Genomic DNA, 13,103 nt, shown 5'->3' on the forward strand with positions numbered 1-13,103 from the left:
GTCAATGTGTCCAAATCCGATAAAATCCCAATGATTTGTAACAAAAAGATAAGATTTTCATTTAAGGAGATTTGTTTATGGCATTGGTCAGCTGTCCAGAGTGTCTTAAGGATGTAAGTGATACAGCATTACGCTGCCCGTCATGTGGGAAGCAGCTTAAAAAGCCACGGCGTTCACTTTTTGGAAAAGTCATCAAGTGGGCTTTTATACTGTTCAACTTATTTATGATCTACTGCCTCTTCGCAGGATTAGGTGGGAGTGGTGAAGTAATAAATCACGCAACTTCCGATGCAGAAAGAGCTGGGGCTGCAATTGGTACCGGTCTAGGTTTAATGGCAATCGCTAGTGTCTGGGTTATAGGCGACATAATCATCGGTATCCTTGTATTCCTCACAAGACCAAAGGGATGATTAAATGAAAAAGCTGTTTTTAAATGCAATAGCATCATTTATGGCACTCAATGCAGCGTCTGTATACGCAGGAAGTGAACATAAAAACTTCAATGCAGTACTTGAATGTCGGGCTATGGAAAATAATGCTGAACGACTTTCTTGTTACGACAAATCAATACCGCCATCACGAACACAAAATGCTGATAAATTCGAGAGTAGAGATCAATGCCCTGAGGAGAAAGATAACGATAAACGACTATCTTGTTACGATCGCTTCTTCTCACCAACGTTTAAAGCTACAACAAGCACGATAAACACGTCAGCAAAAACTGATTATCAGCAACCTGACCGAGCTAAGTTGTTAGAGTGCCAAAGTGAAATTAATGGCACTAAAAGGCTGGCATGTTTCGACAAGCTATTCCCGCAGACTACATCCGCAGAAACTGAAGCTGTAGAAAATTCTGTTTCTAACCCTGGCAAGTGGCAAACATCAATTAGCACCTCGCCGGTAGACGACTCAAAAAACATAATCCTCTCACTTAACAGTAATGATTACATTCGAACTCCTTTTGGAGAAAGTGTGATTCCAACAATGTATGTAGCCTGCCGCGAAAAGAAAACGGAGGTATTCATTAACTGGGATGTGTACCTAGGTCTTGAGCAAACTAGCATGCTCTACCGCCTGGATAAGCAGAAAGCAGTTGAAAAAGAATGGTCTATCTCAACTGATACCAAAGCAGTTTTTTACAAGGGTAGTGACATCGATTTCATTAAATCTCTAGCTAAAGCAGACAAAATGTTCACCAGAATCACCCCATACAATGAAGCCCCTGTGAGCGCAACCTTCGATCTGAAGGGCCTTTCAGATGCAATGAAACCGCTTCAAAAAGCTTGTGGTTGGAAGTAAACGAAGTTTATGTCATTAACCAGAGCTACCTTCAGACGATGAAGAGTAACTTGTTATGAAAAAAGCCCCGCTCAACAAGCGGGGCTTTGTCATTGTAATGTGGACACTTTTGTCGAAGTGTGGACGCTATGTGGACGCTGATTTTAAAAATCCCTTTCAATCAGCAATTTAAATTCTTGACCTTCCCCTTGATGGAAGGTTTAACCTTCATAACAGTTAGCGAAAAGCGTTACTCCGGTCAACAACTGACCAATATATTATACGGGAGTTTTGTTATGTCTCACACTATCGACCTGACGCTGGACGGCCTCTCCTGCGGCCACTGCGTCAAACGCGTTAAAGAAAGCCTGGAACAGCGTCCTGACGTTGAAAGCGCTGAAGTGACTATCGACCATGCCGCCGTGACCGGCAGCGCCAGCGCGGACGCGCTGATTGATACCATTAAACAGGCCGGTTATGGGGCGGAGTTAAGCCACCCAAAGGCTAACCCGCTGGCAGAGTCATCATCCCCGTCGGAAGCACTGACAGCGGCCACTCCTGAGCTTCCGGCAGCGGATGATATTGATGACAGCCAACAGCTGCTGATCAACGGCATGAGCTGCGCCAGCTGCGTCTCCCGCGTGCAGAACGCCCTGCAGGCGGTACCGGGCGTCGCACAGGCACGGGTCAACCTTGCGGAGCGTACTGCGCTGGTGATGGGCAGTGCCTCCGCCGCAGATTTAGTGCAGGCCGTGGAAAAAGCGGGCTACGGGGCGGAGGCTATTGAAGATGATGCCGAGCGCCGCGAACGCCAGCAGGAAACGGCTATTGCCACCATGAAACGCTTCCGCTGGCAGGCGATCGTCGCCCTGCTGGTCGGTATTCCGGTAATGGTGTGGGGCATGATGGGTGACAACATGATGGTCACCGCAGACAACCGCACGCTGTGGCTGGTGATTGGTTTAATTACCCTTGCGGTCATGGTCTTTGCAGGTGGGCATTTTTATACCAGCGCCTGGAAGAGCCTGAAAAACCGCACGGCGACGATGGATACGCTGGTTGCGCTCGGTACCGGCGCGGCGTGGCTGTACTCCATGAGCGTGAACGTCTGGCCCCAGTGGTTCCCGATGGAAGCCCGCCATCTCTATTATGAAGCCAGCGCCATGATTATCGGCCTGATTAACCTGGGCCACATGCTGGAAGCGCGCGCCCGTCAGCGCTCCTCGAAAGCGCTGGAACGCTTGCTCGATTTAACCCCGCCGACGGCCCGCGTGGTCACGGACGATGGGGAAAAAAGCGTCCCGCTGGCGGAGGTACAGCCGGGCATGACGCTGCGCCTGACCACCGGCGACCGGGTGCCCGTCGACGGTGAAATCACCCAGGGCGACGCCTGGCTGGATGAAGCGATGTTGACCGGGGAGCCGATCCCCCAGCAAAAATCACAGGGTGATGCGGTTCATGCCGGTACGGTAGTGCAGGACGGCAGCGTGCTGTTTCGCGCCAGTGCCGTCGGTAGCCACACCACGCTGTCGCGTATTATCCGCATGGTCCGCCAGGCCCAGAGCAGCAAGCCGGAGATTGGCCAGCTTGCTGACAAAATCTCGGCCATTTTTGTGCCGGTAGTGGTCGGCATTGCTCTGCTCAGCGCGGCGATCTGGTATTTCTTCGGCCCGGCACCTCAAATTGTCTACACCCTGGTCATCGCCACTACGGTGCTGATCATCGCCTGTCCGTGCGCTCTTGGTCTGGCGACGCCGATGTCGATTATCTCCGGCGTGGGCCGTGCCGCCGAGTTTGGCGTGCTGGTCCGTGATGCGGATGCCCTGCAGCGGGCGAGCACCCTGGATACGATTGTCTTTGATAAAACCGGTACGCTGACCGAAGGCAAACCGCAGGTAGTGGCCGTGAGTACCGCTGGCATTGCGCAAGAGGATGCGCTGCGCCTTGCCGCCGCGCTGGAGCAAGGTTCCAGCCACCCACTGGCCCGCGCCATTCTCGATAAGGCGAATGCTTCTGCCCTGCCGCAGGTCAGCAATTTCCGTACCCTGCGCGGGCTTGGCGTCAGCGGTGAAGCCGACGGCCACGCGCTGCTGCTGGGTAACCAGGCATTGCTGAATGAAAACGGTGTTGATACGTCCGCGCTGGAAGAAGAGCTGAAAGCACAGGCGTCTCGGGGCGCCACCCCGGTTCTGCTGGCGGTGGATGGCAAAGCCGCCGCGCTGCTGGCCGTGCGCGATCCGCTTCGCCAGGACAGCGTGGATGCCTTACAGCGCCTGCACCGCGCGGGCTATCGCCTGGTGATGCTGACCGGGGATAACCCGACCACCGCCAACGCCATCGCGAAAGAGGCCGGTATTGATGAGGTGATTGCGGGCGTGCTGCCGGACGGCAAAGCGGACGCCATCAAGAACCTGCAAAGTCAGGGTCGCCAGGTGGCGATGGTGGGCGACGGCATCAACGACGCCCCGGCGCTGGCCCAGGCGGACGTAGGAATAGCTATGGGTGGCGGGAGCGATGTCGCCATCGAAACCGCGGCCATCACGCTGATGCGCCACAGCCTGATGGGCGTGGCCGACGCCCTGGCCATTTCGAAAGCCACGTTGCGCAACATGAAGCAGAACCTGCTGGGGGCGTTCATCTATAACTCGCTCGGTATTCCGGTTGCTGCCGGCATTTTGTGGCCGCTGACCGGTACCCTGCTGAACCCGGTGGTTGCGGGTGCGGCGATGGCACTCTCCTCCATTACCGTGGTGAGCAACGCCAACCGTCTGCTGCGGTTTAAACCGAAGGATTGAACCTTGTTCTCGTACGCGCTAGCATGACCCTTTCCGGTCATGGAGCGCGTATGAGTCTGTTTAATCGTATAAAAGCATCGTTTCGCGCCCTCTTTCCCCGCCGCTATGCCTGGCCCGGCCTGGATATCTCGCTTCCCGGCGGGCAACACCTGCACCTGGTCGGCAGCATCCATATGGGCACGCAGGGAATGTCTCCTCTGCCATCCGGTCTGATAAAACGCCTGAAGCGCGCCGACGCGCTGGTCGTCGAGGCGGACATTTCCGGCCACGAGTCGCCGTTTGCCGGGCTTGAAAGCGATCTCCCGCTGGCGGAGCGCCTGAACGACGACCAGCTCGCGGAGCTGAGGCGCGTGGCGGCAGAAACCGGCGTGTCGCTCTCCATGATTGACAACCTGCCGCTGTGGCAAATTGCGATGGTGCTGCAGGCCACGCAGGCGCAGCGTCTGGGCCTGCGCGGTGACTACGGCATTGATTACCAGCTGCTGAACGTGGCGCGGGCGCGCCGTATGCCCATCATCGAGCTGGAAGGGACGGACAGCCAGATTGCGCTCCTGCGCCAGCTTCCTGACGACGGTCTGATGCTGCTGGATGATACCCTGACCCACTGGCACACCAACGCGCGTCTGCTGCAAACCATGATTGGCTGGTGGCTGGATGCGCCGCCCGCGGACGGTAAGCTGGCGCTACCGTCGACGTTCAGTGAATCGCTTTATGATGTGCTGATGAATGCGCGCAACAAAGCCTGGCGAGAGACGCTGCATGCTTTACCTGCGGGGGAGTACGTGGTCGCAGTCGGGGCGCTGCATTTATACGGCGAAGGGAATTTGCCGTCGCTGTTGAAATAAAAAAATGGCCAATATCTCTATTGGCCCGTCAAAGAGGAATTTCATCGTTTTTATTATACCGAAGTGACCTTCGGCTGAGCCGATTGTCGCTCAAAGTGACCATCACTGCCAACACTATTGCGCAAGATGGTGCTATTTTTTAGACAAACGTCAGGCGTATGCTGGCTGCATGAATTGTCTGTCGTAAGAAGGATAGCTATGACTCCCGCCGTTAAATTACTCGAAAAAAACAATATTTCTTTCCGGATCCATACCTACGATCACGATCCGAACGAAACCAACTTTGGTGATGAAGTGGTGCGCAAGCTGGGGCTGAACGCTGACCAGGTCTATAAAACGCTGCTGGTGGCGGTGAATGGCGATATGAAGCACCTCGCCGTGGCGGTAACGCCCGTTGCCGGACAGCTCGATCTCAAAAAGGTAGCGAAAGCGCTGGGGGCGAAAAAGGTGGATATGGCGGACCCGATGGTTGCGCAACGCACCACGGGCTATCTGGTGGGCGGGATCAGCCCGCTCGGACAGAAAAAACGCCTGCCGACGCTGATCGATGCGCCTTCGCAGGAATTTGAGACGATCTATATTTCGGGCGGTAAACGCGGGCTGGATATTGAACTGGCCGCGGGCGATCTGGCGAAAATGCTGGATGCGAAGTTTGCGGATATTGCCCGCCGGGAGTAAAAAAAGCCGGGTGGCGGCTACGAGGTAAAAGCAAAACGGTAACAGGCGTTACCGTTTTTTGTGTTCGCGCCCTCTCCCGGTGGGAGAGGGTTGGAGTGAGGGCATCAGGCCGCACAACACTACTGCCAGCTCACCTCACCTTTCGGCTCATAGGCATTCACGTCAATCGGCGAGTTCTGCTCGATGTACTGCTTCAGCACTTCCGCATCGATAAAACCGGTGTTTACGTAGCCCGGTTTATTATCGATGTGCGGATAGCCGTCGCCACCGGTGGCGTTAAAGCTTAACGTCGCCAGACGGTAGGTTTTCGCAGGGTCTACCGGCTCGCCTTTGATTTTCAGATCGTTGAGCTTGCCGTCCTTCGCCACAAAGCTGACGTTAGCAAACTGCGGATAGGCACCCGAGTCCGGCTTCATCTGCGCTACGGCGGTCAGGTAGTCAACGACCTCTTTCCCGCTCATATCCGCATACACCACCACGTTGCCGAACGGCTGCACCTTCAGCACGTCTTTATAGGTGATGTTTCCGCCTTCGATGGAGTCACGAATGCCGCCGCCGCTCATCACGCCGAAGTCCGCATTCGTGCGCGCCATCTGCGCCGCCAGCACCAGATGGCCCATGTTGGTCTGCACGAAGCGGACTTTACTGCGGTCCCCTTCCAGACGACCGTTCAGCGTGCCGATTTTCACGTCCAGCTGCGCCTTGCCCTTGTTCAGGAACGGCGTCAGCAGGGAGAGCATCTGCTGGTTTTCAGCAATCTCTGGCGTGTAAAGTACGCGCTCGCTTTTCCCGTCCGGGTAGGTGACTTTCTTCTTCAGGTTCACCGGGATGAGCTGATAGCGCACCAGCTTCATCTCACCGTTACGAAACTCAAAGTCCGCCCGACCCACGTATTTACCCCACTCGTGGGCCTGCACAATCCAGATCCCGTTCTGACGATCTGGCGCACACGGCGTGCCCGGCACGTAGTCCACCTGCTTTTTGTTCTCCGACGCCATGCACACCGGATCCTGTGAGTGACCGCCCACAATCATCGCCAGCGAGCCCGCTGGCAGGCTGCGCGCCATCTCCACGTCGCCGGGCGCATTGGAGCCGTGCTCGCCGTTATCGTAGTGTCCCATGTGGGTAGTGGCGATAATCACGTCCGGCTTTTCGTTCTGCTGCAGCTCCTGAATCACCAGCTTCGCTTCGTCTGCCGGTTTGCGGAATTCGATATCGGTGAAGAACTCAGGGTTACCGATTTTTGCCGTATCGTCGGTGGTTAAGCCGATGACCGCGATTTTGAGATCCTGACGCTTAAACAGCGCCCACGGTTTAAACAGACGTTCGCCGGTGCTTTTCTGGTAAATATTGGCGGAGAGGAACGGGAATTTGGACCATTTCTCCTGCTGGCGCAGCACGCTCAGCGGATTGTCAAACTCGTGGTTGCCGACGGCCATCGCGTCGTAACCGATTAAATTCATGCCGCGGAAATCGGGTTCAGCATCCTGTAAATCCGATTCCGGCACGCCGGTATTAATATCCCCGCCCGACAGCAGCAACACGCTGCCGCCCTGGGCCGCCACCTCTTTGCGAATGCCGTCCACCAGCGTTTTTTGCGCCGACAGACCATACTCGCCGTATTCACTGCGCCAGAAATGACCGTGATGATCGTTGGTATGCAGAATGGTGATTTTATAGGTTTTATCTTTTTCATACGCCTGCGCGGGCAGGCTTGCCAGGCCCCATGCGGCAATAAGCGCCAGCGCGACGCCCCGCTTCATTAACTTCATCTTCTCTCTCCCTGACCAATAGACAAAGGCAAAAATTACAGTGACTAACAAGAATAGACAAATAAGTTTTCAGAATTGCGACTTTCTTCAAATGTCACGGACGAGTATGTTAGTCGGATAATAATTACTCCCTGCATCTCTAATAACAAATTGACGTGGTATTTATGGCAATCAGTGAATCAACCCAGCCCGCTCCGGGCGCGCCGGCGTCGCGCACCTCTTTTAAAGTTTTAGGCGCAATCAGCCTCTCGCACCTGCTCAACGACATGATCCAGTCGTTGATTCTGGCGATCTACCCGCTGCTGCAGTCCGAGTTTTCGTTAACCTTCGTACAGATCGGGATGATCACCCTGACCTTCCAGCTGGCCTCGTCGCTGCTGCAGCCGGTGGTGGGTTACTGGACGGATAAATACCCGATGCCGTGGTCGCTGCCGATAGGCATGTGCTTTACCTTAAGCGGGCTGGTGCTGCTGGCCATGGCAGGCAGTTTTGAAGCGGTTCTGCTCGCCGCCGCGCTGGTGGGAACCGGCTCGTCCGTCTTCCATCCGGAATCGTCCCGCGTGGCGCGTATGGCCTCCGGTGGCCGTCACGGGCTGGCGCAGTCACTCTTCCAGGTAGGGGGCAACTTCGGTAGCTCCCTCGGCCCGCTGCTGGCGGCGGTGATTATCGCCCCGTATGGCAAAGGCAATGTGGCCTGGTTTGTGCTGGCCGCCCTGCTGGCGATTGTCGTGCTGGCGCAAATCAGCCGCTGGTATGCCGCGCAGCATCGCGTGAACAAAGGGAAACCTAAAGCGAAGGTTATCAATCCCCTGCCTCGTAATAAGGTCATTCTTGCGGTCTCCGTGCTGCTGGTGCTGATTTTCTCCAAATACTTCTATATGGCGAGCATTAGCAGCTATTACACCTTTTATCTGATGCAAAAATTCGGATTATCGGTACAAAACGCACAGTTTCACCTGTTTGCTTTCCTCTTCGCGGTGGCCGCAGGAACGGTCATTGGCGGGCCGGTGGGGGATAAAATTGGCCGTAAATATGTCATTTGGGGCTCTATCCTCGGGGTGGCGCCGTTTACCCTCATTTTGCCGTACGCCAGCCTTGAATGGACGGGGATTTTGACCGTGATTATTGGTTTTATCCTCGCCTCCGCGTTTTCCGCCATTCTGGTCTATGCCCAGGAGCTGCTGCCGGGTCGTATCGGTATGGTTTCCGGACTTTTTTTCGGTTTCGCCTTCGGCATGGGCGGGCTGGGTGCAGCGGTATTAGGGATGGTTGCGGATCACACCAGCATCTTCCTGGTTTATAAAATCTGCGCTTTCCTGCCACTTCTTGGGATGTTGACCATATTCCTGCCTGATAACCGCCACAAAGCGTAAATTACGGGCAGCCAAAGTTTGACTTTGGCTGCCTGACAGCCTGATGCCATAAGGGTTTCTTCTTTCTCCTCTTGCGTAATTTATCAAAATGCGCTTTTTTACGCGCATATTGCTGTTTTATTCAAACTTCAACAATTATTAATAAACATAAGGGTAAAAATTGTCATAAACTATTACCTGGCTTTTTGGTATTCACGCCAAAAATGGAACACTCACCACGAAAGGAGACGGAATGCACCACGCCACACCGCTTATTACCACCATTGTTGGTGGACTTGTGCTCGCTTTTATCCTTGGCATGATTGCCAATAAGCTGCGTATTTCTCCTCTTGTCGGCTATTTGTTAGCGGGTGTACTGGCGGGGCCTTTCACGCCAGGCTTCGTGGCGGATACCAAACTGGCGCCAGAGCTGGCGGAACTGGGCGTGATCCTGCTGATGTTTGGCGTCGGTCTGCATTTTTCGCTGAAGGACCTGATGGCGGTAAAGTCGATCGCCATACCCGGAGCGATCGCCCAGATAGGGGTGGCGACGCTGCTGGGCATGGCGCTTTCGGCAGTGCTGGGCTGGTCGCTGATGACCGGCATCGTCTTTGGGCTGTGCCTCTCCACCGCCAGTACCGTGGTGCTGCTGCGCGCGCTTGAAGAGAGGCAGCTGATAGACAGCCAGCGCGGGCAAATCGCGATTGGCTGGCTGATTGTGGAAGATCTGGTGATGGTGTTGACGCTGGTGCTGCTGCCCGCCGTCGCCGGGATGATGGAAAAAGAGAACATTGGCTTCGCCTCGCTGGCGCTGGATATGAGCATCACCATCGGTAAGGTGGTGGCCTTTATCGCCATCATGATGCTGGTTGGCCGCCGTCTGGTGCCGTGGATCATGTCCCGCAGCGCGGCGACCGGCTCCCGCGAGCTGTTTACGCTCTCCGTCCTTGCGCTGGCGCTGGGCATCGCCTTCGGTGCCGTTGAGCTGTTTGATGTCTCCTTTGCCCTGGGGGCGTTCTTCGCCGGGATGGTGCTGAACGAATCCGAGCTGAGCCACCGTGCGGCGCACGACACGCTGCCGCTGCGCGATGCGTTTGCCGTGCTGTTCTTCGTCTCCGTCGGGATGCTGTTCGACCCGCTGGTGCTGATCCAGCAGCCGCTGGCCGTGCTGGGCACGCTGGCGATCATTATTTTTGGTAAGTCGCTCGCGGCTTTCTTCCTGGTGCGAATGTTCGGCCACTCCCCGCGCACGGCGCTGACCATTGCCGCCAGCCTGGCGCAGATCGGTGAGTTCGCCTTTATTCTGGCCGGTCTGGGCATGGCATTGAACCTGCTGCCACAGGCGGGGCAAAATCTGGTGCTGGCAGGGGCAATCCTCTCCATCATGCTAAACCCGGTATTGTTTGCCCTGCTGGAAAAATACCTCGAGAAGACCGAAACCCTCGAAGAGCAGACGCTGGAAGAGGCAACGGAAGAAGAGAAGCAGATCCCGGTGGATATTTGTAATCACGCCCTGCTGGTGGGCTTTGGCCGCGTGGGTAGCCTGCTCGGCGAGAAGCTGATGGCTCAGGGGATCCCGCTGGTGGTGATTGAGACGTCACGCACCCGCGTGGATGAGCTTCGCGAGCGCGGGATTCGTGCGGTGCTGGGCAATGCGGCAAACGAAGAGATCATGGAGCTGGCACATCTGGACTGCGCCCGCTGGCTGCTGCTGACCATTCCAAACGGTTATGAAGCGGGTGAGATTGTGGCCTCCGCGCGTGATAAGTGCCCCGGTATTGAGATCATTGCCCGAGCGCACTATGACGACGAGGTGGAGTACATTACCGAGCGCGGCGCGAATCAGGTGGTGATGGGCGAGCGTGAGATTGCGAACACCATGCTGACGCTGCTGACGAAGCCGCCAGTTGAAGAGGCGGTTACGGGGTAAGTTTGCTGCGGCCTGATGCCCTCACCCTGGCCCTCTCCCACAGGGAGAGGGAACAAATACTAAAAACGGCAACCACAGGTTGCCGTTTTGCTTTTACCTGTCCCAGTACGCCTCTTCGAGGCTGTCTTCTCGTTCCGGCAGACCGCGCGTTAAGCGCGGCGAATGCTGGTTCAGTACCTGGTAGCTCACGCGGTTGGCGTACTTACACACCTGCGCCAGCGAGGAATAGGTCAGCCAGCTGAACTTGTGCTTGCTGGAGTTCGGCACGTTAGTTTTGTGATAGGCGTTCGCGGTAATGTCATGCAGCAGCGCGGCCAGCGCGCCGTCGCCCGCGCCGTTAGTGTTCATGATCTTCTCCGGCCCGCCCATATACGGCGCAATGTGGGAGTAGATACGCAGCGGATTCACGCAGTCTTTGTGGCGCATGCCGCGGCTGAACTCGTACTGGTTGAACTCCGCAATCGCCCCCGGCAGCAGCGGGTGCTGGGTTTTGCGCTTGCTCTCTTCTTCCGTGAACCCCGCCATATACAGCCCAACCGGACCCGCGGTGCAGAGCACCAGATCCACCCAGTCCAGCGCTTTGTCGGACGCCAGCAGCGGATCGCTTTCACCGGTCAGCGCCTCGGCCTCTTCTTCGTTCATCGCCAGAATCGAGACGTGCTCTTTCAGGAAGGTCTGCCACCACTCCGGGTTATCGGCAATCACAAATTTGGTGCCCAGGGTTAACACTACCGGCACATCGTACTTTTTCGCGTACTCAATCGCCTTCATGGTCGCTTCCGGCATAGGCTCGCCCGGCTTGCAGCGCACCAGGTAGGAGGTCAGTACCAGCGCAGACGCGCCCGCGATCACCTCTTCGGGAATGCTTTCCGCGCGCAGCTTGTTCATGTGGCCCGGGCTGATGGCAAAGGTACGCTCGCCGGATTCGCCGATCAGCGTAAAGCAGCGGCCAATCGGCCCGTCTACGCCCTGGAGATAGTTAAGATCGGTGCGGCTGGAGGTGTTGCACAGGTAGCGGTAGGCGTAGCCACCGATTTCGATATTGCTGCACATCACGCCGAGCAGCACCGAGCGGTCATCTGCCAGCACCGAGTAGTTGTGCATGGTGTTGCCGATGGTGCCGCCAGCGAACTGATGGGTAATCAGATTTTCGCGCACCAGCTCCTGGTACAGCGCTTCGGCAACGTCGTCCTCAATCACCAGCGAGTGACCGGCGCTCAGACCGTAACGGGCGACAAACTCATCATCCACTTTCGCTTCAATGTCCACCAGCGTCTGGTCGATACCGACAACCCAGGCCGCGCTGGTTTCATTTTCAGGCTGGATTTGCTGCAGGAGCGGATCGCGGGCATCGACGGGAAAGTAGTGTTTGGATTTGCGTTTACCGGGAAATTTCATGGTCTGAACTGTACGAAGAATATGGGCCGGGAATGGTAGCACAAACCCGGCCCGGAGTGCGATCAGCGGCTGTTCGTCACCAGCGAGACCATCATGTCGATATGCTCAGGTGAGTCGTTAAGCGCCGGAATGTACTCATACTTTTCGCCGCCGGCCTCAAGGAAAAATTCCCGGTTTTGCACCGCGATCTCCTCCAGCGTTTCAAGGCAGTCCGCCGAGAAGCCCGGCGACATCACCTGAATGTGCTTCACGCCCTTCTCGCCGAGCATTTTGAGGGTTTCATCGGTGTACGGCGTCAGCCACGGCTCGCGGCCAAAGCGCGACTGGAAGGTCATCATCACCTTCTCCGGCGGCAGGCCAAGGGCGGAGACCAGCTCGCGGGTGGTATCCCGGCAGCGCTGGGGGTAATCATCCCCTTCATTGGCGAAACGCTGCGGAATACCGTGATAGGAGAGCAGCAGCAGATCCGGCTCGCCGTGTTTCTCAAACGATGCTCGGGCGGTGTTGGCAAGCGCCTTGATGTAGAGGTCGTTATCGGCGTAATCGCGAATAAAGGTCACGCCCGGAATGCGGCGACGCGTCTTCAGAATACGCGCCAGCTCGTCCCAGACGGCGGCCACCGTCGAGCAGGAGTACTGCGGATACAAGGCCAGCACGACGATATGATCCACGCCCTGTGCCAGCAGCGCATCGACGGCACTTTCCAGCGAAGGTTTACCGTAGCTCATGCCGAGTGCGACGGGCATATCCGGCAGACGGGCGGCCAGCGCTTTTTCCTGACGACGGCTGTACACCATCAGCGGCGAGCCCTCCTCCATCCAGACGGACTGATAAAGTTTGGCGACGCGCGGAGAGCGAATCGGCAGAATGACGCCACGCAGCAGCGGCCACCACAGCAGTCTCGGAAAATCCACGACGCGCGTGTCGCTTAAAAATTGTCGCAGGTAGCGTTTTACCGCCGCTGGAGTGGGTGCTTCTGGGGTGCCCAGATTGGCAAGCAGGATGCCGGTTTTCGCCTGACTCATTCACGCCTCTTAACCATTTGATAGGTTGTC

The 13,103-nt window shown here is 56.4% G+C and carries 10 protein-coding genes; 7 read left to right on the forward strand and 3 right to left on the reverse strand.

Translation table 11 applies throughout. The features are described from left to right. Positions 1 to 77 precede the first annotated feature (77 nt). The 5 genes from A6013_RS13700 to ybaK all read left to right on the forward strand — a co-directional run bounded on the left by A6013_RS13700 (position 78) and on the right by ybaK (position 5,596). Positions 78 to 410: a hypothetical protein gene (locus A6013_RS13700; protein WP_010428212.1), complete on the forward strand. Its 333-nt coding sequence runs from the start codon at positions 78 to 80 to the stop codon at positions 408 to 410. A 4-nt stretch (positions 411 to 414) separates the two neighbouring features. Continuing rightward, complete coding sequence (locus A6013_RS13705) at positions 415 to 1,299, forward strand: type VI secretion system-associated protein TagO (RefSeq protein WP_048249721.1); 885 nt, start codon at positions 415 to 417, stop codon at positions 1,297 to 1,299. Between the two features lie 275 nt (positions 1,300 to 1,574). Then, positions 1,575 to 4,073 (forward strand): copper-exporting P-type ATPase CopA, encoded by a 2,499-nt coding sequence (gene copA, locus A6013_RS13710; protein ID WP_069733264.1) that lies wholly within the window; start codon positions 1,575 to 1,577, stop codon positions 4,071 to 4,073. A gap of 50 nt (positions 4,074 to 4,123) precedes the next feature. Beyond that, the gene (locus A6013_RS13715; RefSeq protein WP_049000966.1) at positions 4,124 to 4,918 is read left to right on the forward strand and encodes a TraB/GumN family protein; all 795 of its coding nucleotides are present in this window, start codon (positions 4,124 to 4,126) and stop codon (positions 4,916 to 4,918) included. Between the two features lie 198 nt (positions 4,919 to 5,116). Further along, positions 5,117 to 5,596: a Cys-tRNA(Pro)/Cys-tRNA(Cys) deacylase YbaK gene (gene ybaK / locus A6013_RS13720; RefSeq protein ID WP_008499307.1), complete on the forward strand. Its 480-nt coding sequence runs from the start codon at positions 5,117 to 5,119 to the stop codon at positions 5,594 to 5,596. 119 nt (positions 5,597 to 5,715) lie between these two features. Here ybaK and ushA read toward each other — a convergent pair whose 3' ends face one another. After that, positions 5,716 to 7,368: a bifunctional UDP-sugar hydrolase/5'-nucleotidase UshA gene (ushA, locus tag A6013_RS13725; protein WP_069733265.1), complete on the reverse strand. Its 1,653-nt coding sequence runs from the start codon at positions 7,366 to 7,368 to the stop codon at positions 5,716 to 5,718. A 164-nt stretch (positions 7,369 to 7,532) separates the two neighbouring features. On the opposite strand from ushA, the gene A6013_RS13730 reads away from it, so the two are divergent. Together A6013_RS13730 and ybaL are read left to right on the forward strand one after the other, a co-directional pair. Next, positions 7,533 to 8,741, forward strand: a complete 1,209-nt coding sequence (locus A6013_RS13730) for an MFS transporter (protein WP_028012201.1) — start codon at positions 7,533 to 7,535, stop codon at positions 8,739 to 8,741. 232 nt (positions 8,742 to 8,973) lie between these two features. Next, positions 8,974 to 10,650, forward strand: a complete 1,677-nt coding sequence (gene ybaL / locus A6013_RS13735; protein ID WP_069733266.1) for a YbaL family putative K(+) efflux transporter — start codon at positions 8,974 to 8,976, stop codon at positions 10,648 to 10,650. A 93-nt stretch (positions 10,651 to 10,743) separates the two neighbouring features. Here the strand turns inward: ybaL and A6013_RS13740 are convergent, their stop codons facing one another. Continuing rightward, positions 10,744 to 12,048 carry an inosine/guanosine kinase gene (locus tag A6013_RS13740; RefSeq protein WP_045260696.1) on the reverse strand — a complete coding sequence of 435 codons (1,305 nt, stop codon included), beginning with the start codon at positions 12,046 to 12,048 and terminating at the stop codon, positions 10,744 to 10,746. A 62-nt stretch (positions 12,049 to 12,110) separates the two neighbouring features. Next, entirely contained in the window at positions 12,111 to 13,073 is a 963-nt protein-coding gene (hemH, locus tag A6013_RS13745) for a ferrochelatase (protein ID WP_069733267.1), read from the reverse strand. Between the last annotated feature and the right edge of the window lie 30 nt (positions 13,074 to 13,103).

Origin of the sequence: Enterobacter sp. IF2SW-B1 (assembly GCF_001743375.1) — a bacterium.
Taxonomy (GTDB): Bacteria; Pseudomonadota; Gammaproteobacteria; order Enterobacterales; family Enterobacteriaceae; genus Enterobacter; species Enterobacter bugandensis.

Coding starts and splice junctions, on each gene's coding strand:
- copA (WP_069733264.1), top strand. CDS start 1,575: ATGTCTCACACTATCGACCTGACGCTGGACGGCCTCTCCTGCGGCCAC.
- ybaL (WP_069733266.1), top strand. CDS start 8,974: ATGCACCACGCCACACCGCTTATTACCACCATTGTTGGTGGACTTGTG.
- ushA (WP_069733265.1), bottom strand. CDS start 7,368: ATGAAGTTAATGAAGCGGGGCGTCGCGCTGGCGCTTATTGCCGCATGG.
- A6013_RS13730 (WP_028012201.1), top strand. CDS start 7,533: ATGGCAATCAGTGAATCAACCCAGCCCGCTCCGGGCGCGCCGGCGTCG.
- A6013_RS13705 (WP_048249721.1), top strand. CDS start 415: ATGAAAAAGCTGTTTTTAAATGCAATAGCATCATTTATGGCACTCAAT.
- hemH (WP_069733267.1), bottom strand. CDS start 13,073: ATGAGTCAGGCGAAAACCGGCATCCTGCTTGCCAATCTGGGCACCCCA.
- ybaK (WP_008499307.1), top strand. CDS start 5,117: ATGACTCCCGCCGTTAAATTACTCGAAAAAAACAATATTTCTTTCCGG.
- A6013_RS13740 (WP_045260696.1), bottom strand. CDS start 12,048: ATGAAATTTCCCGGTAAACGCAAATCCAAACACTACTTTCCCGTCGAT.
- A6013_RS13700 (WP_010428212.1), top strand. CDS start 78: ATGGCATTGGTCAGCTGTCCAGAGTGTCTTAAGGATGTAAGTGATACA.
- A6013_RS13715 (WP_049000966.1), top strand. CDS start 4,124: ATGAGTCTGTTTAATCGTATAAAAGCATCGTTTCGCGCCCTCTTTCCC.